20 protein-coding genes, 1 other RNA gene and 1 riboswitch are annotated in these 25,846 nt (G+C 58.9%); of the genes, 10 read left to right on the top strand and 11 right to left on the bottom strand.

What is annotated here, in order from left to right; translation table 11 throughout:
• Window positions 1-39: 39 nt before the first annotated feature.
• The 8 genes from AACP62_RS04860 (at window position 40) to AACP62_RS04825 (ending at window position 10,630) form a co-directional block, all read left to right on the top strand.
• Window positions 40-921, top strand: coding sequence for a hypothetical protein (locus tag AACP62_RS04860; protein WP_029677927.1), 882 nt, complete (start codon window positions 40-42; stop codon window positions 919-921).
• Window positions 922-930: 9 nt separating this feature from the next.
• Complete coding sequence (locus tag AACP62_RS04855) at window positions 931-2,457, top strand: UDP-N-acetylmuramoyl-tripeptide--D-alanyl-D-alanine ligase (RefSeq protein WP_339346772.1); 1,527 nt, start codon at window positions 931-933, stop codon at window positions 2,455-2,457.
• A 74-nt stretch (window positions 2,458-2,531) separates the two neighbouring features.
• Window positions 2,532-3,635 (top strand): phospho-N-acetylmuramoyl-pentapeptide-transferase, encoded by a 1,104-nt coding sequence (gene mraY, locus AACP62_RS04850; protein ID WP_029677929.1) that lies wholly within the window; start codon window positions 2,532-2,534, stop codon window positions 3,633-3,635.
• Window positions 3,636-3,714: 79 nt separating this feature from the next.
• The gene (gene murD, locus AACP62_RS04845) at window positions 3,715-5,154 is read left to right on the top strand and encodes a UDP-N-acetylmuramoyl-L-alanine--D-glutamate ligase (RefSeq protein WP_339346768.1); all 1,440 of its coding nucleotides are present in this window, start codon (window positions 3,715-3,717) and stop codon (window positions 5,152-5,154) included.
• Entirely contained in the window at window positions 5,138-6,361 is a 1,224-nt protein-coding gene (locus tag AACP62_RS04840; protein ID WP_339346766.1) for a peptidoglycan glycosyltransferase FtsW, read from the top strand. The genes murD and AACP62_RS04840 overlap by 17 nt, the downstream gene beginning before the upstream one ends.
• Before the next feature lie 70 nt (window positions 6,362-6,431).
• Entirely contained in the window at window positions 6,432-7,673 is a 1,242-nt protein-coding gene (locus tag AACP62_RS04835) for a UDP-N-acetylglucosamine--N-acetylmuramyl-(pentapeptide) pyrophosphoryl-undecaprenol N-acetylglucosamine transferase (protein ID WP_339347298.1), read from the top strand.
• Window positions 7,674-7,760: 87 nt separating this feature from the next.
• Complete coding sequence (gene murC, locus AACP62_RS04830; protein WP_425332923.1) at window positions 7,761-9,371, top strand: UDP-N-acetylmuramate--L-alanine ligase; 1,611 nt, start codon at window positions 7,761-7,763, stop codon at window positions 9,369-9,371.
• Window positions 9,368-10,630, top strand: coding sequence for a cell division protein FtsQ/DivIB (locus tag AACP62_RS04825; RefSeq protein WP_339346764.1), 1,263 nt, complete (start codon window positions 9,368-9,370; stop codon window positions 10,628-10,630). Before murC ends, AACP62_RS04825 begins: the two co-directional genes overlap by 4 nt.
• Here the strand turns inward: AACP62_RS04825 and dtd are convergent.
• The 3 genes from dtd to AACP62_RS04810 all read right to left on the bottom strand — a co-directional run bounded on the left by dtd (window position 10,623) and on the right by AACP62_RS04810 (window position 14,384).
• Complete coding sequence (dtd, locus tag AACP62_RS04820; protein ID WP_339346762.1) at window positions 10,623-11,123, bottom strand: D-aminoacyl-tRNA deacylase; 501 nt, start codon at window positions 11,121-11,123, stop codon at window positions 10,623-10,625. The genes AACP62_RS04825 and dtd overlap by 8 nt on opposite strands.
• Window positions 11,124-11,141: 18 nt before the next feature.
• A complete protein-coding gene (locus tag AACP62_RS04815) occupies window positions 11,142-11,954 on the bottom strand; it encodes a helix-turn-helix transcriptional regulator (RefSeq protein WP_339347295.1) in 813 nt (270 codons plus the stop codon).
• A 111-nt stretch (window positions 11,955-12,065) separates the two neighbouring features.
• Window positions 12,066-14,384 carry a beta-L-arabinofuranosidase domain-containing protein gene (locus AACP62_RS04810; RefSeq protein WP_339346760.1) on the bottom strand — a complete coding sequence of 773 codons (2,319 nt, stop codon included), beginning with the start codon at window positions 14,382-14,384 and terminating at the stop codon, window positions 12,066-12,068.
• Window positions 14,385-14,842: 458 nt separating this feature from the next.
• Between AACP62_RS04810 and AACP62_RS04805 the strand changes: the two genes are divergently transcribed.
• Window positions 14,843-16,429 (top strand): oligopeptide:H+ symporter, encoded by a 1,587-nt coding sequence (locus AACP62_RS04805; RefSeq protein ID WP_052323129.1) that lies wholly within the window; start codon window positions 14,843-14,845, stop codon window positions 16,427-16,429.
• A 163-nt stretch (window positions 16,430-16,592) separates the two neighbouring features.
• Here the strand turns inward: AACP62_RS04805 and AACP62_RS04800 are convergent, their stop codons facing one another.
• The 3 genes from AACP62_RS04800 to AACP62_RS04790 form a co-directional block, all read right to left on the bottom strand.
• Window positions 16,593-17,111, bottom strand: a complete 519-nt coding sequence (locus tag AACP62_RS04800; RefSeq protein ID WP_339346757.1) for a GNAT family N-acetyltransferase — start codon at window positions 17,109-17,111, stop codon at window positions 16,593-16,595.
• Window positions 17,112-17,180: 69 nt separating this feature from the next.
• Window positions 17,181-17,498 (bottom strand): DMT family transporter, encoded by a 318-nt coding sequence (locus tag AACP62_RS04795; protein ID WP_339346756.1) that lies wholly within the window; start codon window positions 17,496-17,498, stop codon window positions 17,181-17,183.
• 8 nt (window positions 17,499-17,506) lie between these two features.
• A riboswitch (guanidine-III (ykkC-III) riboswitch) is annotated at window positions 17,507-17,570 on the bottom strand.
• Between the two features lie 221 nt (window positions 17,571-17,791).
• Entirely contained in the window at window positions 17,792-19,393 is a 1,602-nt protein-coding gene (locus AACP62_RS04790) for a hypothetical protein (protein WP_339346754.1), read from the bottom strand.
• 353 nt (window positions 19,394-19,746) lie between these two features.
• Between AACP62_RS04790 and AACP62_RS04785 the strand changes: the two genes are divergently transcribed.
• Window positions 19,747-21,186 carry an FtsX-like permease family protein gene (locus AACP62_RS04785; protein ID WP_339346752.1) on the top strand — a complete coding sequence of 480 codons (1,440 nt, stop codon included), beginning with the start codon at window positions 19,747-19,749 and terminating at the stop codon, window positions 21,184-21,186.
• 321 nt (window positions 21,187-21,507) lie between these two features.
• Here AACP62_RS04785 and AACP62_RS04780 read toward each other — a convergent pair whose 3' ends face one another.
• From AACP62_RS04780 to AACP62_RS04760, 5 genes are all read right to left on the bottom strand, one after another.
• The gene (locus AACP62_RS04780) at window positions 21,508-21,786 is read right to left on the bottom strand and encodes a type II toxin-antitoxin system RelE/ParE family toxin (RefSeq protein WP_339346750.1); all 279 of its coding nucleotides are present in this window, start codon (window positions 21,784-21,786) and stop codon (window positions 21,508-21,510) included.
• Window positions 21,779-22,033 (bottom strand): type II toxin-antitoxin system RelB/DinJ family antitoxin, encoded by a 255-nt coding sequence (locus tag AACP62_RS04775; RefSeq protein ID WP_101432134.1) that lies wholly within the window; start codon window positions 22,031-22,033, stop codon window positions 21,779-21,781. Before AACP62_RS04775 ends, AACP62_RS04780 begins: the two co-directional genes overlap by 8 nt.
• A 241-nt stretch (window positions 22,034-22,274) precedes the next feature.
• Window positions 22,275-22,673, bottom strand: a transfer-messenger RNA (tmRNA) gene (ssrA, locus tag AACP62_RS04770).
• A gap of 113 nt (window positions 22,674-22,786) precedes the next feature.
• Entirely contained in the window at window positions 22,787-23,731 is a 945-nt protein-coding gene (locus AACP62_RS04765; RefSeq protein ID WP_339346748.1) for a LysR family transcriptional regulator, read from the bottom strand.
• 242 nt (window positions 23,732-23,973) lie between these two features.
• The gene (locus AACP62_RS04760) at window positions 23,974-25,596 is read right to left on the bottom strand and encodes an NAD-dependent malic enzyme (protein ID WP_339346746.1); all 1,623 of its coding nucleotides are present in this window, start codon (window positions 25,594-25,596) and stop codon (window positions 23,974-23,976) included.
• Window positions 25,597-25,846 lie beyond the last annotated feature (250 nt).

The following is a 25,846-nucleotide window of genomic DNA, read 5'->3' as shown; positions in this document are numbered from 1 at the left end:
AGGCATCATGGCGTTCCCGGACGAAGGAGAGATTGCAGCATGAGTGCGCTGAGTGAATCAATCTCCCGACGGTTGACCCTGGGTCAGCTCAAGGGGCGCTACGGGCTTACCCTGGTCCCCGACTTCGCTGAACCAGTCACGGTGACCTCACTGGTGGACGACCTGCCCTCAGTACGGCCCGGCAGCCTTTATGTGCCTGCAGACCAGCAGGTGGACCAGGGCATGATCGAGGAGGCCGAGCGTCGAGGGGCCTACGCAGCCCTGCTGCCGACTTCGGCCCGCCAAGAGGTGGGACGAGCCAACATACCCCTGCTCTTCGGCACCATGCACCCCTGGCAGATGGGCCAGTTGCTGGCCAATGCCGCTGGAGACCCTTCTGGAGCCCTGGCTGTCTTTGCCCTGGTCGGTTCCCAGGTGCAGGACCAGGTGGATCTCCTGGCCGACTTCCTGCACGTGTTGGGCAATCCCGTCGGTATTCTCAGTGCCAAGGGCTCATACTCGCTGGACCGGCGACTGGACCTGGAATACCCCCTGAGCATGTTCGATGTGCAGCGCAGTCTGTCCATTGCCCTGGAGGACGGAGCGGCCGCCGTGGTCATCTCCGTGGATGAACAGACCCTGGCCAGGGATGCCCTGCAGGCGGTGAATCTGGATGTGGTGGCCTTAGGCGCCCAGGAGGGCTCAACCCGCGATATGCGGCATGTACGCCTGATCTCCAGGGCCCGCCGATACGGATTCAGCCTGGGCGGGCACACCATTGTGGCCCGACGTAACGAGGAATCGGACGACCTGGCCCGCCAGTCCCTGCCCGCCGATGCAGAAAGCGACGACCTGTCCCTGTGCATCGCCATGACCATGGCCGCCGGAGTCAAACGCAACAACATCAGGAGCGCCCTGCGCGTCTCCCGTGAAATGTCCTGAGAGGTGAGGATGAGTCAGTCTGTAGGGGCCGGGTCCATGCCCATGACCCTGGAAGAGGTCGTCGAATATGTGCACGGTCGGCTGGTCGAGGCCGGTCCCGGTCGCGAACCCGATCGGCGGTCGGTGCGCATGCGGGTGGTGACCGATTCCCGGCAGGCGGGGGCCGATGGACTCTTCGTAGCCATCAAGGGCGAGCATGTGGATGGCCATGACTATGTTCCCGGTCTGGGTATCAAGGGCTGCCGCGCGGCCCTGGTCGACCACCTGGTTCCAGGTGCTGACCTGCCTCAGATTCTTGTGGACGATACAGTTGTGGCTCTGGGTCTGTTGGCCCGGGCCAACATAGACCGTCGGCGCGAGGCACAAGGTCCCTTCACTGTCATCGGCATCACCGGCTCTGTCGGCAAGACCACGACCAAGGATCTGCTGGCCTCCCTGCTGGCCCTGCTGGGTCCTGTGGTGGCTCCGGTCGGGTCCTTCAACAATGAGATCGGTCTGCCTCTGACCGCCTTGGAGGTCGGGCCGGACACCCGTTACCTGGTGGCGGAGATGGGCGCCAGCCACGTGGGCGAGATAGCAGGTCTGACCCGGATGGTTCCCCCGGACATGGCCCTGGTCCTCAAGGTGGGAGTGGCCCACCTGGGTGAATTCGGCTCTGTGGAACGCATCGCCCAGGCCAAGAGCGAGATCGTGCAAGGCCTGGTTCCGGGCGGGACCGCCGTGCTCAATGCGGACGATTCCCGGGTGGCCGCCATGGCCTATCTGGCCTCTGGGCCGGTTCTGCGGTTTGGCATGGCCGCTGAGGACGGCGGGCGGGATCGCAACCTGGACGGATCGGCTCACTATCTGGACAGTGACAGTCTGGACAGGCCGGCCTTCGAACTGTACCTGCGTGGCCAGCAGCCGGTTCGGCTGCGTCTGGGTATCCCGGGACGGCACAATGTCATGAACGCCTTGGCCGCCGCCACGGTGGCCCACGCCCTGGGTCTGGACGCAGAGCGCATTGCCGATGAGCTGGGTCGACAGCGGCGAATAAGTCCGCATCGGATGGCCCTATCGTCGGTCCGGTTGCCGGATGCCTCCTTCACCCTGATCGATGATTCCTTCAATGCCAACCCCGACTCCGTGCGGGCCGGGCTGGATGCCCTGGCTGCCTGGAAGGGATCCGATGGCCCGGTCTATCGGATAGCGGTCCTGGGGGTCATGCTTGAGCTGGGCGATCGAGGGGAGCAGCTGCACCAGGAGATTGGCGCCTATTGCCGTCGTCAGGGCATTGATGCATTGGTCGCGGTGGGTTGCCGGGACCAACAGATGGATACTCTGGTCCAGGCCCTGGTCCGTGGTGCCGGCGGCCCATCCGATCCGAGCGAGGATCAGCCTGGGGCCATGCGAGTACTCTTTGCCCAGGACGCTGACCAGGCCGACCAGATGGTCCGCCATCTGTGCGCCAGGCATTCGGACCGGCAGAATTTGGTTCTGCTCAAGGGCTCGCACATGTCCGGCCTGTCCGATCTGGCCGACCGGTGGCAGGGCTGAGCCATGAGTCCACTGGCATCCCCGCAGCGGGGTCTAATATTCAAGGACAGCATCCAAGAGTTGGAGTACACACTGTGATTGCCCTCATCATCGGAATCCTGGTCGCCCTGGTGGTGACGCTGGCGGGGACCCCCCTGCTGATACGGCTGGTCCACCGCCTGCACTACGGGCAGTACATCCGCCAGGACGGGCCCAAGTCCCACCTGGTCAAGCGCGGCACCCCGACCATGGGCGGGCTGGTCATCAACCTGGCCATTCTGCTGGGATGGGCGGCCTCGGCGCTCTACCGCTACCTGTCACGGGGGGAGTCCGTGTCCCTGTCGGCCATGCTGGTCCTGTTCGCCATGCTCTCCATGGGCTTCCTGGGCTTCATCGACGACTTCGCCAAGGTGCGCAAAAAGCAGAATCTGGGCCTGTCGGTCAGGGCCAAGTTCATCGGCCAGTTCATTCTGGCCACCATATACGCGGTGCTGGCCCTTAAGCTGCCCACCAAGAACGGTTACCCCAGCGCCCAGGCGGGCATATCCTTCGTGGAGCAACCCATCATCGACTTCAGAATGGCGGGCAGCGTCCTGTCTGTGGTGCTCTTCATCATCTGGGTCAATCTGCTGATGACGGCCTGGAGCAATGCGGTCAACCTCACCGATGGCCTGGACGGGTTGGCTTCGGGCTCCTCCATGATCGCCTTCGTGGGCTATACGGTCATCGCCTTCTGGGAGAGCTACCACTTGAAGGGCGGCGGTCATCCCGGCCATGCCTACGCGGTTTCCGACCCCCTGGACCTGGCCATCATCGCCTGCTGCGCGGCTGTGGCCTGCTTCGGCTTCCTCTGGTACAACACCAATCCGGCCTCCATCTTCATGGGAGATACCGGATCCCTGGCTCTGGGCGGGCTCTTTGCGGCCCTGTCCATCGCCACCCATACCGAACTGTTGGCGGTCATCCTGGGCGGGCTCTTCGTGGGAGAGGCAGCTTCTGATGTCATCCAGGTGGGCTACTTCAAGCTCACCCACAAGCGGGTCTTCAAGATGGCGCCCATCCACCACCACTTCGAGCTGATGGGCTGGCAGGAGTCCAAGGTGGTTGTCCGATTCTGGATGGTTGACCTGATCTTCGTCCTGCTGGCCCTGGTCTGCTTCTATGCAGACTGGGTGGTCCGTTCCGGGCTGCCCATCTGAGTGCGTCCATTCACGGTACCGGACTTCGGCAGCCGGTATCATGCCAAGCAGATGCCGGAGCTAGCGGAATGAGGTGTTCATGGATATGGACTTGAGCCGGAAGCGTGTACTGGTCGCGGGGCTGGGCATTTCCGGACGGAGCGTGGCCGTAGCCCTGCGAGGACGGGCAGCTGGTGTGATCACCGTAGACCAGCGTGCCCCGCAGGCTGATCTCCATGACTTCGACCAGGTGGATTGGAGCCGGGTGGACCTGGTCATGGCTTCGCCAGTCTTCAATCCGCGTACTCCATTCATCCTTGAAGCGCAGCGTCGGGGCATCCCCGTGGTCAGCGAGGTGGAGATGGCTTGGCTGCTGCGGGTGCCCTCAGCACGGACCGGCCGTCCAGCACCCTGGATCGGGATCACCGGCACCAACGGCAAGACCTCGACCACCAGGATGGTCTCCGCCATGATGCAGGCCAGCGGGTTTACGGCCCCGGCGGTGGGCAACATCGGCAAGGCCGTCTCCACAGCCGTTCTGGATCCCGACAATGACATACTCTGCGTGGAACTGAGCTCCTTCCAGCTGCACTTCACCTTCTCGCCGGCCCTGGAGTGCGCGGCCATCACCAATCTGGCCGACGACCACCTGGACTGGCACGGGGGCTTCGAGGCCTATGCGGCCGACAAGGCGCGCATCTACCGGGGCGTGCGCAAGGCTCTGGTCTACAACGCCGACGACTCCCGGGTCTCTGATCTGGCCGGACAGGCTCAGCCAGCCTCCGGCTGCCTGCGGGTGGGCTTCACCCTGGGTCGGCCCGAGTCTGGGCAGTTGGGCGTGGAGGACGGCTGGGTCGTGGACCGCAGCGGATTGACAGGTCAGGACCTTGAGGGGGGTATCCGGCTGGTCAGGGTGGCCGATCTGACGGACCTGTGCGAGCCCGATGGCACGGTCTATCCCCATCTGCTTGCTGATGCCCTCTGTGCTCTGGCCCTGGCACTGGGCGCTGGGGCCCGGGTCGATGCGGCCATTAAGGCCATGCGCGCTTTCACGCCCGGCGATCACAGGATCAGTACCGTGGCCACCCTGGGCCAGGGTTCGCAGGCCATCCGATTTGTGGACGATTCCAAGGCCACCAACGCCCACGCCGCTGAGGCCTCCCTGGCCAGCTACCATGACGGACAGGTGGTCTGGCTGGCCGGAGGACTGGCCAAGGGCGCCCGTTTCGATGATCTGGTCCGGTCCCGCAGGTCCAAGCTGGCCGCAGCCGTGGTCATTGGCCAGAATCAGCAGCCCATGATCCAGGCCATCAAGGACCAGGCACCCGATCTTCCGGTTACCTTGATCGACCCTGGTGCAGGCGACCAGGTCATGGCTCGTGCTGTTCGCGCGGCCGGATCCTACGCACAGCCTGGCCAGGTGGTTCTGCTGGCACCTGCCTGCGCCTCCATGGATCAGTTCGCCTCCTATGCCGACCGGGGCGATCAGTTTGCCCGGCAGGCAACGCAATGGGTCCACGAGCATGAAGCGCGACACTGATCCGCACACGGCTTCCTCCCGGGGGGCTGGCGGCAAGGGGGGCTACCGGGGATGGCGGGCCATTCTCAACCCGCTCTGGTGCTACTACGGCTTTCTGGCCACGGTCGTCGCCACCACGGTCTTCGGCCTGATGATGGTCTTCTCCTCCTCGGCTGTGGATCTGGTGGCCCAGGGCAGCTCACCCTGGAGCCAGGTCATTCGCCAGAGCGTTTACGCAGTGTTTGGGCTCTTGCTGGCCCTGCTGGCTGTGAGGATCAGTGTCGACCACTACCGGAACTGGAGCACCTGGTTTCTGATCGCCAGCCAGGGTGTCCAGCTGCTGACCCGCACTCCGCTGGGGCGTTCTGCCAACGGCAATGAGGGGTGGATCTCGGTCGGGGGCGTCTCCATGCAGCCGGCCGAGCTGCTCAAGCTGGCCCTGTGTCTGTGGCTGCCCCAGGCTCTGATAGAAGCCCAGCGGCAGGTGGGCAAGAATTCGGATCTGAAGAGTCTGGCCAAGGCCTATGCCAAACCGGCCGCCGGTTTTATCGTCAGTTTCCTGCTGATCATGCTGGGCAAGGACCTGGGTACAGCCATGATCATCGTGATCATCGGCTTCGTGGCCTTCCTGGTCTCGTGCTTCCCCCTACGCTGGCTGCTCAGCCTGGCGGTCCTGGGGATGGCGGCGGTCATCGGCATTTCGGTCTATGGCAACAGCAACCGGACCCAGCGGATCATGGCCGCCTACGGCAAGTGCTCGGCCGATGACATTCAAGGGGTCTGCTACCAGTCCATCCACGGGCTCTACGCCATGGCCTCGGGGGGTCTGACCGGTGTCGGGTTGGGCAACTCCCGGGAGAAGTGGAACTATCTGCCCGAGGCGCACAATGACTTCATCTTCGCTGTCATCGGCGAGGAGCTGGGCTTTGTAGGGGCGGCCATGCTTATTCTGGTCTTTGTGGTCATGGGCTGGTGCATGCTGAGAATCGCCCTGACCACCAAGGACCGATATGCGGGCATGGTGCTGATCTGCCTGGATGTGTGGCTGGTGGGCCAAGCCCTGGTCAACATCTGCGTGGTTCTGGGCCTGCTGCCGGTCATTGGACTGCCCCTGCCCTTTGTATCGGCTGGAGGGACCGCCCTGATCTCCTGTCTGGCTTCGGCCGGGGTGGCCCTGAAGATGATTCGGACCCAGCCGGACGTGATGGCAGCCACGGACGGGTCCTGAGATGCGGAATGGATTTGGCGGAAAGGAAGCGGATTCGCGGATGACGACAGCGACGAGGACCGAGAAAGGGATGCCTGGGGTTGCCCAGGAGCATGCCGGAAAAGGCGCTGGTCCCCATCTGGTGTTGGCCGGCGGGGGGACGGCAGGGCATGTCAACCCCCTGCTCAGTGTGGCTGCGGCCATTCGGGAACGCTGTCCCCAGGCTTCTGTCAGCGTGATCGGCACTGCTGTCGGGCTGGAGCACGACCTGGTACCGGCAGCCGGGCTTCCCTTGGATCTGATTGAGAAGGTGCCCTTCCCTCGTCGTCCCGGCAAGGCCGCCCTGGACTTCCCCCGGCGTTGGCGGCGTGAGGTGCAGCGGGTCCGAGGCTATTTGCAGGCTCGGTCGGCCGACCTGGTGGTCGGCTTTGGCGGCTATGCCTCGGCGCCGGCCTACAGGGCCGCACGAAACCTTGGTCTGCCCATCGTCGTCCATGAACAGAACGCACGAGCGGGCATGGCCAACAAGCTGGGTGCCCGCTGGGCTGATTTCGTGGGTACGGCCTATGAGGATACCGGCATCCGGGCCCGGTCGGGAGTGCCCGTGCGCCGCGTGGGCCTGCCCCTGCGGCCGGCCATCGCCCGACTGGCCAAGCAGATGGAGGCTGATCCTTCAGGAGCCCGCAGGGAGTCTGCGCAGTCCTTGGGATTGGATCCCGATAGGCCCATCCTGCTGGTCACCGGGGGGTCTCTGGGCGCACTCAGCCTGAACAAGGCGGTGGCTGGCGCGGCCCGGCAGCTGCTGGACCGAACCCAGGTTATCCATCTGACGGGCCGTGGCAAGGCCGACCAGGTCAGGAAGCGGGTGGCGGCTGACTTGGGCGATGGAGCCATCAATGATCTGGACCCGGACCACCAGGGCCAGGGGGACTATCACATGGCCGAATACCTGGAGCGGATTGATCTGGCCTTCGCCTGCGCTGATCTGGTGGTCTGCAGGGCCGGTGCAGGCTCAGTCAGCGAGCTGGCCGCCCTGGGTGTGCCCGCTGTCTACGTGCCCCTGCCCATCGGTAACGGTGAACAGCGATTCAATGCTCAGCCGGTCGTACAGGCTGGGGGAGGACTCATGGTGGATGACGCGGCCCTGGACGCTCAATGGATAGCCGACCACATCCCTGCCCTTATGGCCGACAGGGATAGGCTGGCTGACATGCGCCGCCGGGCCTGGGGATACGGGATCCGCGATGCCGCCCAGGTGATGGCCGAGCAGATCCTGACCATGGCCGCCAACACCTCGCCCGCAAGGACTCCGGGAGGGCCTAATCGGGCATAATGGAGGCAGGCGACGGGTGACCGTCCTGAATGGTCCTGAACTGTTGGAGGAGATGCAACTACTGTGCCCAAGCATGAATTGAATACGGTGCCCGGTCGGCAGGATGGCAGTGACCGGTCCCTGCCGGTCCTGGACCCCTGCCTGCCTGCCCTGGCCCAGGCCGGAGTGCACGACCCCAAGGATCTGGGTCCCACACACTTCATCGGCATCGGCGGAGCCGGGATGAGCGTGCTGGCTGAGATGCTCCACCAGGAGGGGGTGCAGGTCTCCGGATCCGACCGCGCCGAGGGGGAGAAAACCCGTCGTCTGCGTCAGCTGGGGATCCGGGTCGCCATCGGTCAGGATGCCCGCAATGTGGTCGGGGCGCGCACAGTGGTCTGGTCCAGCGCCATCAAGCCCGACAATCCCGAGATTCTAGCAGCACGGGACGCAGGCGCTCGGCTGGTCCATCGCAGCGACATTCTGGCCCTGCTCATGGCCTCCAGGATTTCAGTCACCGTGGCCGGAGCCCATGGCAAGACCACCACCAGCGCTCTCTTGGCACACCTGCTGACCAAGGGCGGCCAAGGGAGCCTGGCCGATCCCAGCTACGCCATCGGAGGTAGCCTCCAGAGCGACCGGGGGCCCATGGACGGTGGGCATGTGGGAGCCGGACGGGTCCTGGTGGCCGAGGCGGACGAGTCCGACGGCAGCTTTGGCAAGTACACTCCCGACATCGCCATCATCACCAACGTGGAGCCCGACCATCTGGACCACTACGGCACGGCTGACGCCTTTCATCAGGCCTTTGTGGAACATGCCCGGCATGCCCGCCGCTTCCTGGTGGTCTGCGGGGATGACCAGGGTGCCCTGGAGGTGCTGCAGCGGCTGCATGGGGACTGCCAGGCCAAGATTATTGTCTATTCATCAAATCCCGAGCTGAGTGCTGACTCCCTGCCTGGGATTCTGGGTCTGGTCCGCATCGGGTCCGAGTCCGAGAGCAGCGGCAGCGGTCGTGAGCATTGCCGTCTGGCTCTCCCCGAGCAAATGCTCCAGGCGGCGGGGCTGGAGGTCGGCAAGCCGCTCGATCTGCAGGTGGATTTGGCGATTCCCGGCATCCATAACGCCCGCAATGCCGCCGCAGCCATCATCGCTGCCATCCTGCTGGGAATGGATCCTGATACGGCCGCCGCTTCTGCCGCAGACTTCCGTGGGGCCTCTCGGCGCTTCGAGGTCCGTGGAATCCAGCATGGGGTCACCGTAGTGGACGATTACGCCCATCATCCTACGGAGATCGCCGCCCTGCTGACCGCTGCCAGGCGACGCTATCCGGGCCGGACCATCAGGGTGCTCTTCCAGCCCCACCTGTATTCGCGCACCGCCATCTTCGCCGATCGTTTCGCGGCTGCTTTGTCCTTGGCGGACGATGTGACCGTCACCGACATCTTCCCCGCGCGTGAGCTGGCCAGCGATTTTCCGGGTGTTGATGCTGGAACAATCCCCGACGCGGCACGCAAGGCACAAGACCCGGAGTCTCAGGATTCCGGGAATAGGTCGGCTGGGGCCGTTTTCCGGGCCTGCCCGGACATGCATCAGGCGGCTTTGGATCTGGCCGAACGGGCGGAGCCGGGTGATGTGATCCTGACCGTGGGCGCCGGCGATGTCACCGACATGGGGCCGGTCATTCTTGACAGGCTGGCTGAACGGGACGAGCAGTGAAGACCGGCAAAGGTCGTCGCGCCTCCAGTGGGGCTTCATCCAGGACCCGGGCCGTCCGGGCTGCCAAGGCCACACGGACGGCCCGGTCTGGGCGCACCAAGTCTTCGGGAGAGGAACAGCGGACCAGCAGAACCGCCAGATCGGCCAGGTCGACTGTCGCCGAGGATGCAGCGCTTGCAGGCCGCCGGTTCAAGACTGAAAAAACCGGCAGCGAGGGCAGGCGTCTCAAGCGGTCGAAGCGTCTTAAGGGCCGTCCGAATCGTGCCAAGAATCCAGGCGGATCCCGGACTCGCAGCGCCAGGTCGGCCTCTTCATCCTCCCGCTCCTTGGTAAAAGGGAACAAGGCTTCAGTCTCAAAGTCTGCGGCATCCAAATCCGCGACCTCACGCTCGACAAGTTCGGCCGGAGGATTCGTCGATGCGCGGACCATACCGCCGGACCGGCCCGTTTCTGGCAGGATCGGCACGGATCAGGAGGAGCAGGGACTGGGGATTTTCGTTCGTCCCAAGGTGCTGGACTTTCAGGCCCGGGTGCGCGAGAAGAGGAAGGTCAGCCGCAGGCTGGTCCTGATCCGGACGGGTATCGTCATTCTGGTCATGGCTCTGATCGCGGGACTGGCATGGCTGCTCTTCCTCTCGCCGGTCTTCCGTCTGCAGGCCGACCAGATCAATGTGAGCGGCGGCAATGCCTGGGTGTCCGACGATCGGGTGGCCTCGATCGTGGCCCATCAGGGGGATCGCTCGCTGCTGCTGGTTTCCACCAATGGCGTCGAGCAGGAGATCAGCAGCATGGCAGGGGTGACCGATGCCAGGGTCCGCAAGAGTTTCCCGCACGGTCTGGAGGTGACCTTCGATGCACAGGAGCCCACAGCGGTCTTCAAGGATGCGCAGGGTAAGCTGACGGCCGTCGACAGGCAGGGGAGGGTGCTCAACACCGTGGCCAATCCGGTGGATGGGGTGCCGGTCATCCAGGTGGCCACCGTCAAGCGGGCCCAACAGGATCAGGCGGTCAGGCAGACCCTGCGGATTCTGTCGACAATGCCTGAGGCCATGCGCCATTCGGTGACCAAGGTGACTGCGGAAACCCAGGACTCCATCACCACCGAGCTCGACCAGGGCAAACATGTCATCATCTGGGGTGACGGCTCAGACCTGAAGCTCAAGCAGGCCGTGGTAGACAAGATCATCAACGATTCCTCCAAGATCGGTGACAAGCATCAGCTGGATGTTTCGGCGCCTCTGCGGCCCATCGTCAAATAGCTGCTGGAGGGGTTGTTTTCTTTATCAGCCTGTCGGTGTCCAGCAGGATGGTCACAGGGCCGTCATTGACCAGATCCACTCGCATATGGGCACCGAAGCGCCCTTCGGCAACAGGGACACCGGCCGCGGCCAGCGCCCGGTTCAGGTCCTGCCAGACGCTTTGGGCGTGTTGGGGCTCTCCGGCCGCCATGAAGCTGGGACGGTTGCCGCGACGCAGATCCGCATAAAGGGTGAACTGGGAGATGGAAAGGATGGATCCGCCGCAGTCCATGACCGACTGGTTCATCCGGCCCTCCTCGTCAGAGAAGATACGCATCCGGGTCAGCTTGCGGACGGCATAGTCCACCTGGTCAGCCCCGTCGCTGTCCTGGACGGCCACCAGGAGCAGGAGCCCCGTGCCGATGCTCTGGGGTTTGAAATCTGGATCCGGCTGCCCCTGTTCGTCGACCACATCGACCCGGGCACGGCTGACCCGTTGTATAACGATTCTCATGCCTTCAGTCTAAAGACCTCAGGCGTTGTTGTAGTGTCGCATGGAAAAGCTGGACCGGTACCTGGTTGGGGTCAGGCCGGAGAAGTGTTTGAAGACCCGCATGAAGTACTTGGGGTCGTCGTACCCGCAGGCCTCGGCTATCTGTCTGACGCCCATGGAGGTCGACAGGAGCAGCTCCTGCGCCCGTTCGATGCGGATCCGCCGAATCTGCCCGGTGATGCCTATGCCGAATCGTCGCTTGTAGATGGTCGACAGGTAGGAGGGCGAATAGTTGAAATTTTCAGCTACGCTGGCCACGCTGATCCGGTCGCAGGCATTGATACGAATCCAATCCTGAACCTGCTGAAGGTTGCTGTCCTCGTCGTCCGCTTCTTGAGGGTTCTTGGGCTCGGGCCTTCCCATGGAGATCTCCATGAGCAGGCAGGTCATGAAATAGCTGCAGTAGGGGCTGGGATTCGGGTAGGTGCGCTGATAGATGTCCAGCAGCTGGTTGAACATGACGGTCACCCGGTTGTTGTCTGCCAGACGAAAATCCAGGGGCAGCACCACTCGTGCCACGCTCTGGTTCTTTTTATTCCTCTGTTCGTCAGGCAGATTCTGAACCCTTTGCCAGTCAGGCAAGGTGAAGTGGGCCCAGTAGAAGGTCAGCGGCTCTTGTCCCAGCCGTCGACTGCCCTCATGAGGGGTGCCGGGCGGGATCAACAGCAGACCGCCCGCCTTCAGATCATGTTGCCGTCCGGCTACGGCAAGCGGGAGGATGCCCTCTTCAACCAGAATCAGCTCAAAACTGTCAACGGTGCGGCGCTCGTGGATCCATCCGGGGGTGCCGATGAAGCGCCCTGCGGATTTGAAGACCGCCGTATCGTTGGGGAAACTGGTGATGATTGCCTGATTCGTGTTGACCGTCCTCCCTGTCGCTGAAACCTCGGCCTTCGGTTGCGGTCAGTGACTAGCCACTTCGACGTAGGCATGGTAGGGCTGGTCATGGTCAATGGTCCAGAGGGGGACGAAATCCAGGCCGCTGTCCCGGTGACGGAAGACCAGTTCCTCGCCCTGGCGTTCGAAGGCGGACCCGGGATCCTTCCGGTCGATGTCAAGGCTCTGCATATCGGTGCTGGGGCTCAAGGCGGCCAGCACGTAGGGTCCCCAGGCCACGGCGGCCAGGGAAGGTCTGTCTGGGGTGCCGATCAGCCGGATGGCCGGATCGAACGTCAGCGTGATGGTGGTTCCTGACCAGGAATCCAGACCGCAGGCGCTCGCATCCAGGACCGCTACAGCCGGGTTGGTGCCCATAAGAGCCTGGGACACTGGGGTTCCGTCGATGTCGACATGGACCCTGCCGCGGGTCCAGGCGGGGATGCGTAGGGCCAGGCGCGGCCTGTCCAGGGCCTCTATGGTGATGATCACCTTCTCGGGGTGGCGGTCGTCCACGTCAACGCTCAGGGCCATCTTCTGGTCCATGTCGTTCAGGCTGCAGGGCAGATACTGCTCGATCCACAGGGTCGTCTCGTCTGTGTAGAAGGCTCCATCGGCGTAGTAGAAGTGTGATTCAAGGCCGGTGCCATGGCAGCAGCTGTTCTCCTCATCGAACTCCTTGCGGCCGCCCGGCTGAGTGGGGAAGAAGTAGAGGCTGCCACCCTGGGCCACATGGTCGGTGCTGGCGGCGATGTGGTTGAGTGTGGTCAGCTCGGTGTAGTCTGCATACTCCTGATCGGGGTCGAATGAGAACAGGAGCGCCGACAGCTTGAGCAGGTTGTAGGAGGCGCAGGACTCAGCAGTGTTGTCCTTGAGCAGGGCACCGATCACGTCGGGCTGCTGGAACATCTCGCCTTGCCCGGTGCCGCCCATGGCGTAGATGTGATGACCCATGACCGACTTGAGGAAGAACTCGGCCTGCTGCAGGTAGTAGGGCAGCCCGGTCTGGCGGAAGAGCTCCACCGAACCGATGACCTGGGGGATGTGCTGGTTGCCATGCAGCCCGCCCAGGGCATCCACCTTCTGACGCATGGGGACCATAAGACGGTCGTTATCGAAGAGCCGAGCGGCCTCCAGGTGCTCCTTACGGCCGGTGATGGCGTACAGATGGGCCAGGGACTCATTCATGCCGCCGAACTCGCCGGCGATGTACATGCTCCACATGTTCTGCAGCTGCTCGTGGGGGAGCCGGTGGACGCGGTTGTAGACCCAGTCGCCCAGGTCCGAGGCCACGCGCAGAGCCGTTTCATTGCCGGCAAAGTGGTAGGCGTCGATCAGCCCGGCCAGAATCTTGTGCAGAGTGTAGTAGGGTGCCCAGATGGTGGGGTAGGGCGCGTACTTCTCCAGCTTGTCGAACTGGCTCTCATCGTAGGCCGACAGGAAGCCCGGCTTGGTGGTCCCGCTCTTGGCGAAGGCGGCCTGGACCTCGGCCAGCCCGTCGACCAGATAAGTCAGCTTGGCCCGGATATCCTCGTCGCCGGTGGCGGCATAACCCAGGGCGTATGCGGACAGGACGTGCCCGGTGGTGTGGCCACGCAGGTTGGAGTCCGGAGCGTCCCAGCCGATCATGGGCTTGGCGCCCTTGGTGTCCAGGTGGGCGGCCCGGCGGAACTCCACCAGGAGCTGATCGTCGTCCAGGGTCTTCAGGAAGGCTATCCGTCGGCGCTGGTTGCCTGCCAGCATTCCATCACCGTTGAGCCGCACTCGGGAGATGGGCACGCGGCGGACTTTGGGGCTGGAATCCACTGGCTGTTCGGGGTCTTCGTCAATCACCTGAACCTTGCATTGCAGGCGGATGTCGCTGCCGTCGATGGATCCTTGGAAGTCATGCTCGCCGGTCTGTTCGTCCCGCTGCTCAACGCCTTCGTCCCAGTTGACCCGCTGGGAGACCTTCTGTCCGTCCTTGGTCAGCACGGCCGTGAACATAGGCAGATAGTAGGTGGCGCCCTTGCGCGCCTTGATCTCGATGGGGTAGACCTTGCGCACTTCAATCTTGTTGGGCATCTGCAACACGGTCACGTCGAAGCAGCGCTGCGCCTTGGCACCGCCCTTGGTGACGGTCGCGGTCAGAGTCACGTTCCGGTCGCCTAGGCCGTATTCGGGCTGATTGACCTTGCCTTGAGGGTTCACCCATCGATCGTCGCTGCTGGTCCACTCGATGGCAGTTTCCTCCACCCCCTCGGTCGGCAGTTTTAGGTCGAAATCCACGGTGCCCGTGTTGCCGATGTAGATCTGACGGGCCGCCTCGTCGACGCAGTCCTGATCAGTGTGCATGGATGATGTCATGATGAATTACCTACTTCCTCCGTTGACAGGCGGATTCTGGCCGGTCATGCTTTCCGTCGGGTCGTCTCCGATCCGTCGGCGCCGCTCTGCCCCGACGCCTTGGTGCGCCTTACCTCATCAGTCTATGGACGAAAGCCCGATCATGAAGGTGGGGGAAATCGTCGAATGGGTGGACAATCTTGCGTCTTTGGCTTGGAGTTGTTCTGGTTAGCTTCTATATCTTCCTAATCCTTGCAATGACGCGCGTTCTGAGTAAGGAACGACCCGTCAAAGGAGTTTTGTCAGGCGACCGTCAGACGGTATTACCGAGAAATATCCACCTTTTTCCGTTCTCATTGCACCTATGGCCGAGGGACAGAAGATTTACCGTTCACAGTGGAACAGCCTGTGGTTCCACGCAGAGCAAAAGGGTGCCCGCACAACGAGGGTAGGCACCAGTGAGAAGCGAGGAGAAGCGTATGGCAACATCATCGGAACATGTCGACGAGCAGTCGGACAAGGACCAGCAGGGTTCAAACCTGGTGGTCGATGAATCCGGTCTCAAGGTCGATCATCGTCAAGAGGAGGAATTGGAACATCTAAGATCAGATCGTTCCTTCTTCGGTTACCCCAAGGGCATTGGCATACTGGCCACGGGCAACCTTTTCAACTCCATCTGCTGGGCCTCTTACGGGGCTGTGATGATTTACTATCTCTACAAGCCCTGGACCAAAGGATTGGGATTCACCCAGGGTGAGGCGGCCCAGCTGATCGCCATCGTGGCGGCCATCAATTCCATGTTCGAAATACTGGGTAGCTGGTTGGCTGATCGAGTTTTTGGCGCTCGCAAGGCTTTGGTCATCGGCAATATCACCAAGGGGCTGTCCTGTGGCCTTCTTGCTATCCCTGCATTCTCAATCGGTCAGGGTCGGGCTTTTGCCATAGTGGGCATGGTCCTCATGAACATTCCTATCGTTGGTGCCTCCAACGCCTCGTTGACAGGCATGCTCTTCCATCGCGATGACAGTCGCCGTGACGGGGCCTTCGCTATTCACGCCATCGCCAATAACATAGCGGGCTTTATCACTCCTGTGATTTCTGCTCAATTGGGGCTGGTCAACTATCATTACGGTTTTGCTATCGGGGCTGTCGCGGCTCTGCTCTATGCCGCTATTATCGGATTGCCCGGTAAACGGTTCTTTGGATCCTTGGGTTCAAAGCCGTCCAGACCCTTGAGCGTCCAAGAGAAGAAGCGCTATAGTCTAATCGCTCTGGTGGCCTTGGTTGTCATCGCTGCTTTTATAGCCGTGTTGCTCTTGTCCAAGAAGGTCAGTGTGAACAGCCTGGCCAATACTGTCAGTTCGTGCACATTTGTTGTGGCGATTCTCTTCTTTGCCATTATCTGGCGTTCCAAGCGCATCAGCAGCACTGAACGGCATCGGTTGCGTGCAGTGACTCCACTGTTTATCATGCAAATCGTGATTGGTGTGGATTACGCCATCCAAGGAACCACCTTGCTGATGTTCTTGGATCAGCGGATCAACCGCAAGTTCTGGGGCATCGAAATCGCGCCAGGATCTTTCACAACTATTGTGGGTATTATTTCTTTGCTCTCGGGGCTCTTCTTCAGCTGGTTCTGGGTCACTGATCTTGGCAAGCGTTGGAAGTCGACCAGTCGTCTCTGCTTCGGTTTCTTTTTCTCCGGCATCGCCAATTTCCTCCTGATTGTGCCGACTGTCGTGCTCAATCCTCACGCCGGAAAATACTCGGTGGTTTGGCTGCTGGTTTATTACTTGGTCAGCAATTTCGGTGGATTCCCTTACGGTGTTGCAGCTAACTCAACTGTTGCTGCCATTGCTCCGAAATCTTACGAGACGCAGATGCAGACCTCACTAACCTTGTCTGCAGCCATCGGTACCGCCATCATGCTGGTCGTCTACGGAAGGTTGAAGTCGCTGGATCAGCAACTTCCTCTATTCCTCATCATTGGCACTTTGGAAGTTGTTGTTGCTGTTGTGGTAATGATGTTCAGCAAGCGTTTTGAATCCATGATTCTCGATGATTGATGAGTGGACTGGTCTTTGTCGAGCGAAGATCTTGACAGGGGCCGAGTAATAGTGAAGAGGTAAGCAGTTCCGTAACGGCCCTGTGCTGGTTGTCAATAGCGGCATCGGAGGTCATCAGCAATTTTGCGGCTTCCGGTGCCGCTTGTTTGTACTGATGCAACTATTAAATGACCACTGCGGTCATAATCCAGTCGGTCTGAATGTCCTCGCCCAAGGTGAAGGTATGCTCGCCGGTCCGTTTGAAACCCATGGCTTGGTAGAAACGTTGGGCGGGATTATTGTGCTCCCATACGCCCAGCCAGATTTTGCTCAGGCTCTGGTTCCTGGCTCGTTTGAAGGCCTGATTGACCAGCCTGGTGCCCAGTCCCTGGCGTTTGAAGTCCGATAGAACGTAGAGCCGCTCGATCTCCATGGAAGTATCACCGAACTGCTCCGTCTGGGCCTTCCCGGTGTTGAGCTGCATGTAGGCTGCGGGAGTGCCGTCCACGCTGGCCAGCAGAAAAACGGATTCAGGTTCGGACAGTTGCGACTTGACAAGTTCGGGGGAGAAGGAGTGACGGAGGTAGTCTTCCATGTCCTCCCGGCTGTTGTCGGCGGCGAAGGTGTCGCGGAAGGTAGTAATGCCCAAGGTACGTATCAGCCCGGCATCATCCGAGGTGCATTGCCGTATTGCTGCGGTCATGATGGTGATTCCTGCTCTCTTGATCTTGATTCGATTGCTTGGATATATCTGTGATGATGGTCATCACTCTTAATTGACGACCTTGAGTCCGACCACGCAGGCGACCAGACCGATGATGAGTAGAATGCGGGCGAGCGAAATTGGCTCCGAGCCCGTAGCCATGGCGTATAGGACAGTCAGGGCAGCTCCGATGCCGACCCAGACCGCATAGGCCGTGCTGGTTGGGATGTTGCGCATGGCAAAGGCCAGACCCACCATGCTGAGAATCAATCCCACGATAAAAACGATGTCAGGGACGATTTTTGTAAAGCCCTGAGACTTGCCTAATGCGGTAGCCCAGACCGATTCACAGATGCCGGCGAGTATGAGTATGATCCACGAGGACATGGTTCCCTTTCGGCAAGTCTTGTCGCTGTCCGGGTACTTGACCATCGTCCGGGAACCTGTATTAGATTCTGAACATCAGAGTAGCACGGGTTGAATCGTAAGATGTAGAGTCAGATATTTTTATGGCGGTTCAAAAGCTGTAAATGATCAATGCTGATTCAATTTGCCAGAGATCCTGATCAGTTGGGATTACATGGCTGCTTATCCACGAGGAATGGAAAACGCTGCAACCTAGGTGATCTGGTCGATTAAAGCTGTCAAAAGCACACATGGTTACATCGCATGTCTTGGCTTCATCGCCTCACTAGCGTCAGTATCAGTTGCCACCTTCCTTTGAAGCTGGAAAAACTATGAGTGATGATTTTTTGTAGTATTTCCTCGTTATCAGCCCCTGAGCTTATAGATGTTGATAAGTACTGACGATCATCGAAGATAGCAGCTAAATAGATTTTACAGTCCTCCTGGTCGCAACAATTGAACTCTGGATCATTGGTGTCGATTTTATTTATCAAGCGTGTGATAGTGCGTTGACGTTTTGTTGCATCAGGACTTATATCGTTTTTCTGTTTGAGGTTATCAGATTCTAGGGTTTTCTGAAGTTCCTGAGTTGATAAAGAAAGCAAGGGAACTTGATTTGTGGTGCGGAAAGCGGGATCACATATTTCTGCCCATTCTCCTTTTTCGGCGGGTATTATGACGGTATGCATCAAATACTCGCGATGAGTATCCACGGATAATTCAGAGCTTAAGTATGATGCCGCAATTTTTGTGAATGCTTCGTAGTGAATCTGTTCAATATTACGCTGGTCATCTTTTATCAAATTGCTAACCCACCATTTATGAATAGGTGCTAAAAACCAATTCCAGCAGGGTAGCAGATAGATGGCGACGATCAATATCGGCACCAAAAGAGTAATTAAGAACATAGGCAAAGTTGTTGGATTCAATACGATGGCAAAGGGAAGCACTGATATAAGCCAAGAAGACAATACTGTAAAGACTCGATATATCCATTTACAAACCATGCGACCCTTGTAGTGTTCTAGGTTCTTTCTACTTGGGTGACCGCCAACGCCGATGTCTAGCATAAACAGAGGATCTAACAAGCAAGGAACCAGCTCAAAAGCAACAGTTATAATAAACGTCCCTATAGAGGCTAATGGGTGATTGTTTATTCTGGCGAATAGCGCTGCTATTCCATATGTTATAAAAGCAGCAGGAGTAGTCATGAGTATCAATCCGCAAGTAATACGAAGAAAAGCATCGGCTATCGGGTGCCTTCTGACCAATGATCCCTTGGCTAATGACTGATATTCATTGAGATGATCTGATCTCAGCATTTCGTTTTCCTGTATCATGTGAAACGAAAAGACCTGTTTTACGCCGTAGCTAAGAGCAAAGGCTGCGATATTGAGGCTGACGATTATCAATAACAGGCTCAGACCAAAATCGTTCTGCTGCAACATATCAGGGGATATGTAGCCTGTGAAAATGCTAATAGCACATGACAGGAAACAGACGAATACAATGAATGCTCTCGCTTTGCTGGATGATTCAGGAGTTTTTGTTTCCAAAAAAGCTGTGACAATAATGACGCTTATGATTAATGTCCACAAAGCCAGCAGCATATTTGCTGAGTCTTTATAAGGATTGTTAAGCACGAAATTGTGTAGGAAGGTATTTTGCTTATACCGATTTAGCTCTGCTTTATTTTCAATTAAGTTATATTCTGCCAACCTGAGACCGATTCCTGATGCTAAAAGCAGGACAGAGTATGCTATTGCTACAAAGAATTGCCTTACATTTTCAGCGTGCCAGCTTTCTGCTGGACGGAATATTGGAGCAATATTCGAATGATCTCTTGTAGTGGACATAATTGAAACCTGCTCTATCATCGTCTCTCATTGTGACCTTATATAGTTAAATATAAATATGATTAAAGGACATGTAGTTTGTATACTGTCCTGGTTGTGGATCGAGAAACAAAATGACCATCGAACTGGCCAATGCGTTGGAATTGCTTGTTTGCTAGATCTTTCCAGTTAAAGGGCTTCATTTTAATGCCGCGATGCCTAGACTATGTAAGGCATACGATCACAATAAGCTCGGTCTCATAAGGATGAATCAGGGTTAGTTCAGGGTCGTTTCAGGGGTTCGCCGGATGTTGTCTTCAGCGTCGGTCAGCTATTCATGTAAATAGAGGAATGTAGTCGAGTGTACGCACGAGGATGTGGCAGGTGAATGAAACATGACTTGGGCCTTGCGTGACCTGAAAGCCAATAGTGGCATCTGGGCTGGCGTCTTTATCGTTCTTGTGGTCACCCAAACCCTGCTCTGCGCCACGAGCGTGAGCATGGGCGTCAACAGCTATTACCAGGGTCTGTCGGTCAAGACCAGGGATCCTGCCAAGAGTCTGGCTTCGGCCCTGAGTCTGGTCTTTCTCACGGTCATTGTGCTCGGCTGCCTGGTGATCAAGCACACCCTGCAGGCATCAATTCGGCAACGTCGGCAGGGGCTGGCCCTTCTCTCACTGCTGGGAGCTACGCCTAAGCAGGTCCAGGTGCTTACCCTTTTGCAGGTGATGATTTTGGCTCTGTCGGCTTCCCTTGTTGCCGTGGCTCTTTCACCTGCGCTGGCTGGAAGGATCCTCGATTGGTATTCCACAGGGATGCGAATGCCGGTACATTTCGCTTTTACCTGGGGCGGTTTTCCGAGGTCTGCCCTGACTGGTCTCGCAGTGGGGTTGGCCACGGCCGTCTTGGCGACCAGCCGAACATTGCAGGATTTGGGAAAGATGACACCAGTCCGGGTGGTGCGCCGTGCTGAGGAGAGCGAATCGATTGACCGCCCCCGACATGGACGTGGTCTTGTATCCCTTTTTCTTGGGCTGGCCTTGCTGCTGTTGCCGTTGCCTGTCTTTGCCTATCTTTCGCACAGCGGCTCTGGGCCCTTGGATCCTAAGCAAGTCCAGGCGGTCATAAGTGCCGTTGGAAGTGGACCGCTTTTCGCCATTCTCTTGCTTCTGATTGCCTTGGCACGTTCTGGGGGACCAGTTATAAGCTGGGTCACTCAACTTTGGACTGCTCTGGTGCCGTCATCGTCTGCCGTCTGGCGGATAGCGCGTTCACAGGCTGTGGCCAGGAGTCGAGACACTACATTCGGCTCAACAGTTATAGCTCTGACTGCCTGTATGTTTCTGGTTGGCGGTCTGTTGGCTGCCGGAGGCACCAGTACCATCGCCATGAACAAAGTACCGGGAATAGCAAATGCCACATCGGGTGGAACCCTGGAGTTGCTCTATGGTTTCTGGGCAGCGCTGCTGGTCGCCCTAGTCGGTGTGATCGCGGGGTTTGCCATTGCCGCTCGGGATCGTGACCTCGATCTCGTGCTCCTGTCAATTGCCGGCGCAAACCCGCAGCAGCTGACTGCTATATCCATATTGGACGGCACCATCGTGATGACTACGGGCATTATCATCGCAGCGGGCGGCACCGGACTGGTCGGACTGAGTACAGCTATGGTCTACTGGCCGCTTGTCCATAGTCTGTCCATGGTTTTTCCTTGGCGGTTCTTCCTTGTATGCGGGTTCCCGGTCATCGTCGTCGGTTCGCTGGCGACCATGCTGACGGCGCGGCCTGCTTTGTGGCGCTCGCCCATAGCTATTCTGCAAGGTGCCATAGGCGAATGATTGACAATGAACTTTTACTCCTGGACTCGCGATGCATAATTGAGCGGTCTTGCCGAGCATTGATCTCGGCCATGGCTGTGTGACATATTCGTCAATCTGCGGTTCCTTGCCGTATTGACCGGCACTGGTCAATACGGCAAATGCATGTTGGTTGCTCGAAGAAGGGTATCGTCATTATGGCATGTTGATCTTGAGGAGATCCTGCTGACGATTAATTTTTAACTGAGAAGTGGATAAACAATTGGCGGTCAAATTTGTGTATTGGGTACAGTGATTCGTGCCAGTCGGAACAAGGTTCGATCACCCAGACTTTCAATTATGTCACAGTGTTTGGTCATGGCTGCCGGTGGTCATCAAAGTAAGAATCATTTGATTCTTGTCGCGCTTGTACACCAGGAGCCAGTCTGCGTCAACATGTAGCTCCTCGTATTTGGACCAGCGTCCCTTCAACTGGTGATTTCGGTATTTACGTTTAAGTAGTGCTGAATTGTAGTCAGCCAAGTCGTCGAGCACTTGATCGAGCCTGCTTAAGTCGAAATGCTTCTTCTTGATTTTCTTGACATCACGCAGGAATTTCTGCGTATATGCAAACTCATACATGATGGATGATGTCTTTCATATCCTCTACATCACCCACGTGAGTGACCGGTGAAGCTTGAGCTTCCTCCATTTCCCTATCAAAATTGGAGAGTTGGGAGCGAAATGGAAGTCCCCCTTCGCGCAAAGACTGAGAAAGAAACATATTTATTGCTGTGCCGAGATCAAGGCCTAGATCTTCGAAAAGCTGTGAGGCCCGACGCTTCATATCCTCACTGGTGCGAATTTGAATTCTCGCTGTCTCTTTCATTGTTTTCACCCGTTTCGATTGCTCTGTTGGTCGTTCTAGTTCCAGAATTATATCATTTTTGCTCCGAATGGAGTTATATTGGAGTTATTTTAACTCCGCGAGTGAAGAAACGAGCATGACTTGAGATTCATGAATAAGGTTTTTGACAATGTGACGCACTAAAAAATGTGGGGAGTTGGATTCTTGAACCGTAAAGGCGGTATGAAAAGGGCCGGCCAAGTTGCCTCGGCCGGCCCTTGTTTTGTGGAGCTGCGGGGAATTGAACCCCGGTCCGGTGACCGCACCCTCAGTCTTCTACGTGCGTAGTCTGCTGGCCTTTGTGGCTATCTGTCTGCCCCCACCTGTGTCGCAGACAACCGGTGGCGGGCATAGCCGCAGTAAAAGTCCCCGAACCGCCCTGTGGCGCGGCAGTTCAGGCAAGTCTTCTTAATGACGCTCAGCATCCCCCCGAAGGCGAAGGGGAGTGAACGGAGCAGCTGCTCACTGGTTAATCCTGGCGCGAAGCTCAGGCAGCGAGAGCGAACTCAGTGCGGTTAGATTTAGCACTTGTTGTTTGCGGGAGGACATTAACGAGCGGACCCCCGCGTTCTCGGCACGCTTCCCTGCGACGAACAGGTCACCGTCGAAACCGATCAGCCCCAATCTTGAATTATCAAGCTCCGCTGGCACCGATTCGGGCCAGCCTCGTCAGTATACAACAGATGGGCGCTGCGGATATTCCCGCTTCTCCCTCAACATTGACTGCAATTTTGGTCAAGCCACAGAGCCCAGTCGGTTGGTGGCATAGTCGCTGAAGGCATGCACCTCCTCCACGTCCTCGTGGAAGGCCTCGCGTTTGGTGTCGTTGAAGAGGAAGATGTTGAAGCGAGGCATGTCATCTCCGGCAAAGGGGATGAAATGCAGGCCATCGCCAGGGTGCACGCCGGCCGAGGTGATCAGGCTGCAGACCAGGCCGGATGTGGTCACCATTTTCAGTGTTTCCACGTCGGAGACTTCAATCAGGTGGCTGACCGGTTCAGATAGGTGAATCAGCCGTTGGGCGGCCTGGGCATGGACGAAATCTCGGTTGAGGGTGGCAAAGGGGACATCCCCGGGAAGCATGGACAGATCCTCGGGGTGCAGGCTGGTCATTCCCGCCGTGCCCAGCCGTTCGACCATGGACTGGGTGCAGACCATGCCGAAGGGGAAGGAGGCCAGCTTGGTAGTCTCCACGCCATCCACGCTCAACGACTCGTCGACGCTGGCCACCGCCCCATAGTCCACACGGTGGGCCTCTATCTGGCTCAGCAGCTTTTGGGACCCTATGGTTTCTACGGTCGTGTTCTTGTCTGGTTCGCACTGCCCTTGCCGCCCCTGCCCGGAGCTCAGCAGCGAAGAGATGATGGGTGGCAGGCCGATTGTGCGCCGTCGAATCCCGGTCCTCGCAGCCAAGGCCTCGGGCAGGGAGTTAATCAGGTCCAAGGCCTGGCCGACGTGGTCCACCACTGTTCTTCCGGATTGGGTGAGCTGCGTGCCGTCACCTGCGCCGAAGCGCTGCCTTTGGACCAGCCTGGTTCCCAGATGCTTTTCCAACCTTCTGATGGCCTGCGAGACGGCAGGTTGGGAGATGCCCGCCTCCAATGCGACATCGGTGAAACTGCCGTACCGGGCCAGCATGGTAAGCAGCTCGAGGTCGCGGACATTATCCATATAGGTCATGAGCCGCTTCCCTTGATTGGTGCTCAGATTATTGCTTATCCTTATTGTTTATCCGTCAACTTTGGCGAAAGACTACTTATAAGAACCATATCATTATCATCTGGACTTGAGAAGATTGACCCTTGAGAATATTTACAGTTCCTGACCCATGACCGGGGTCCGGTCGCCACGATTATCGGTTATCAATCGTGCCGGCCGGACCCCAATTTCAATGTCGCAAGAAGCGAAGGTGCAGGTTTCGCTCAGGCGTCGTAGTGCCACTGGGCCTTGGCGACGGCGGCGTCCACATCCTCAATCGGCTCCCGGTTCAGACCTTCCTGGACCGCCTGTGCAGCTACAGCAGTGGCCACCCGGCGTGAGATCTCCTTGAGATCGGCCACCGGCGGCAGCACGGCTGTTCCGGGCTTGTCCACGTCGATCATGTCGGAGATGGCGTAGGCTGCGGCCAAGAGCATCCCCTTGGTGACCAGCCGTGCCTTGGCGACGATGGCCCCGAAGCAGATGCCGGGATACATGAGGGCGTTGTTGCCCTGTCCGATGGAATAGGTGACCCCCTGGTAGTCAACAGGCTTTGAGGGGGTGCCGGTGATGACGAAGCCGCGGCCGTGGGTCCAGGCGATTACGTCGGCAGCCTTGGCCTCGGCCAGTTCCGTGGGGTTGGAGATGGGGCAGATCAGCGGCCGCTCCACATGCTTGGCCATGGCCTCAACAACGTCCTGGTTGAAGGCTCCGGCCCTGGTCGAGGTGCCGATGAGCACCGTGGGCTGGAAAGCGTCGACAACCTGTGCCAGCGAGGTCTTGTCGGTGACTGAGGCGAACTCGTCCGGCTTGCGGGCATATCGTGTTTGCCCCTCGGTCAGATCATCCTGGCCCTGCTCGATCAGCCCCTGACGATCGAAGAGCAGAACCCTGTTCCGGGCGGTCTCAGGATCCATGCCCTGGCGGATGATCAGGTCGTCCACGATCTGGTCGGCGATGCCCACGCCGGCGGTCCCTGCCCCGAAGACCATGATCCTGGTGTCCTTGGGGTCGGCTCCGGCGATTTTCCTGGCGGCGATCAGTGCAGCCAGGACGGTCACGCCGGTGCCCTGGATGTCGTCATTCAGTGTCAGGATCCGGTCCTCGTAGCGCTTGAGGACAGGCGCCGCCTCAGGCCTGCCGAAGTCCTCCCAGTGGATCAGGGCCTCCGGGTAGCGCTGCAGGACCTGCTGGACGAAGTCATCGATGAAGTCGTCGTAGCGCTGGCCCCTGACCCTGGCGAAGTGATTGCCCACATAGTCCGGATTGTCCAGGAGGGCCTGGCGGTTGGTGCCGACATCCACCATCACCGGTAGAACGCGCGAGGGGTCAATGCCGGCAGCCGCAGTGTAGACCGCCAGCTTGCCCGTCAGGATCTCAGCGCCCTGGGCGCCCCAGTCGCCGATGCCGAGAATGCCTTCCGCGTCGGTGCAGACCACCAGATCGATGGGTCGGTTGCCGGCGTACTGGTCCAGGGCGTCGCCGATCCCTTCGGGGTGATCGATGGAGATGTAGGCCACGTCGCTGCCCGAATAGAACTCGTCGTAGCGTTGGATGGACTGGGCCACGGTGGGGGCGTAGACGATGGGCATGTACTCGGTCAGGTGCTTGTCCATGCTCCTGTAGAAGAGGCGACGGTCGGTGCGGCAGATGCTCATCAGGTAGAGCCGCTTGTCCAGATCGGTGGGCTGGGCCAGGAAGCGGCGGTAAACGATGCGCTCGCGCTGTTCGTCATCCTGGACGGCAGCGGGCAGCAGCCCGTCCAGCTTGAGCTCGCGCCGTTGTTCATAGTCGAATCCCAGTCCCCGGTTGGCATAGGAATCGTTGATCGTATCGAATCCTGTCATGGTCTCACTTGTCCTTCACGATTGGGGCCGGCCGCGTTGCCGGACCTCTGCAATCAGCCTAGAAAAGCCCTTGGCAGCCCGGCAAATAAGCATTGTCTATATGCCGCCAAGGGGATCATTCCAATCTTTGACGGGTCTTTAAGGCCTTCAGCGGCTGCCGGATGCGGCGTCCTTCATATAGGCAGCGCTTATTTGTCGTCCCTGCCGCCTGCCGCATAGCATAAGTCCACACGAGCAAGCCGACGAGGAG

It is taken from the genome of Bifidobacterium apis (assembly GCF_036986835.1).
GTDB classification, from domain to species: Bacteria; Actinomycetota; Actinomycetes; order Actinomycetales; family Bifidobacteriaceae; genus Bombiscardovia; species Bombiscardovia apis_A.
This window is presented reverse-complemented; position numbering and strand designations above follow the sequence as displayed.

Bases quoted from the DNA above. Each gene is read 5' to 3' on its own strand.
- AACP62_RS04860 (WP_029677927.1), top strand. From the start codon at position 40: ATGAGTGCGCTGAGTGAATCAATCTCCCGACGGTTGACCCTGGGTCAG.
- AACP62_RS04855 (WP_339346772.1), top strand. From the start codon at position 931: ATGAGTCAGTCTGTAGGGGCCGGGTCCATGCCCATGACCCTGGAAGAG.
- murD (WP_339346768.1), top strand. From the start codon at position 3,715: ATGGATATGGACTTGAGCCGGAAGCGTGTACTGGTCGCGGGGCTGGGC.
- AACP62_RS04840 (WP_339346766.1), top strand. From the start codon at position 5,138: ATGAAGCGCGACACTGATCCGCACACGGCTTCCTCCCGGGGGGCTGGC.
- AACP62_RS04835 (WP_339347298.1), top strand. From the start codon at position 6,432: ATGCCTGGGGTTGCCCAGGAGCATGCCGGAAAAGGCGCTGGTCCCCAT.
- dtd (WP_339346762.1), bottom strand. From the start codon at position 11,123: ATGAGAATCGTTATACAACGGGTCAGCCGTGCCCGGGTCGATGTGGTC.
- AACP62_RS04810 (WP_339346760.1), bottom strand. From the start codon at position 14,384: ATGACATCATCCATGCACACTGATCAGGACTGCGTCGACGAGGCGGCC.
- AACP62_RS04805 (WP_052323129.1), top strand. From the start codon at position 14,843: ATGGCAACATCATCGGAACATGTCGACGAGCAGTCGGACAAGGACCAG.
- AACP62_RS04800 (WP_339346757.1), bottom strand. From the start codon at position 17,111: ATGACCGCAGCAATACGGCAATGCACCTCGGATGATGCCGGGCTGATA.
- AACP62_RS04795 (WP_339346756.1), bottom strand. From the start codon at position 17,498: ATGTCCTCGTGGATCATACTCATACTCGCCGGCATCTGTGAATCGGTC.
- AACP62_RS04790 (WP_339346754.1), bottom strand. From the start codon at position 19,393: ATGATAGAGCAGGTTTCAATTATGTCCACTACAAGAGATCATTCGAAT.
- AACP62_RS04785 (WP_339346752.1), top strand. From the start codon at position 19,747: ATGACTTGGGCCTTGCGTGACCTGAAAGCCAATAGTGGCATCTGGGCT.
- AACP62_RS04780 (WP_339346750.1), bottom strand. From the start codon at position 21,786: ATGTATGAGTTTGCATATACGCAGAAATTCCTGCGTGATGTCAAGAAA.
- AACP62_RS04775 (WP_101432134.1), bottom strand. From the start codon at position 22,033: ATGAAAGAGACAGCGAGAATTCAAATTCGCACCAGTGAGGATATGAAG.
- AACP62_RS04765 (WP_339346748.1), bottom strand. From the start codon at position 23,731: ATGACCTATATGGATAATGTCCGCGACCTCGAGCTGCTTACCATGCTG.
- AACP62_RS04760 (WP_339346746.1), bottom strand. From the start codon at position 25,596: ATGACAGGATTCGATACGATCAACGATTCCTATGCCAACCGGGGACTG.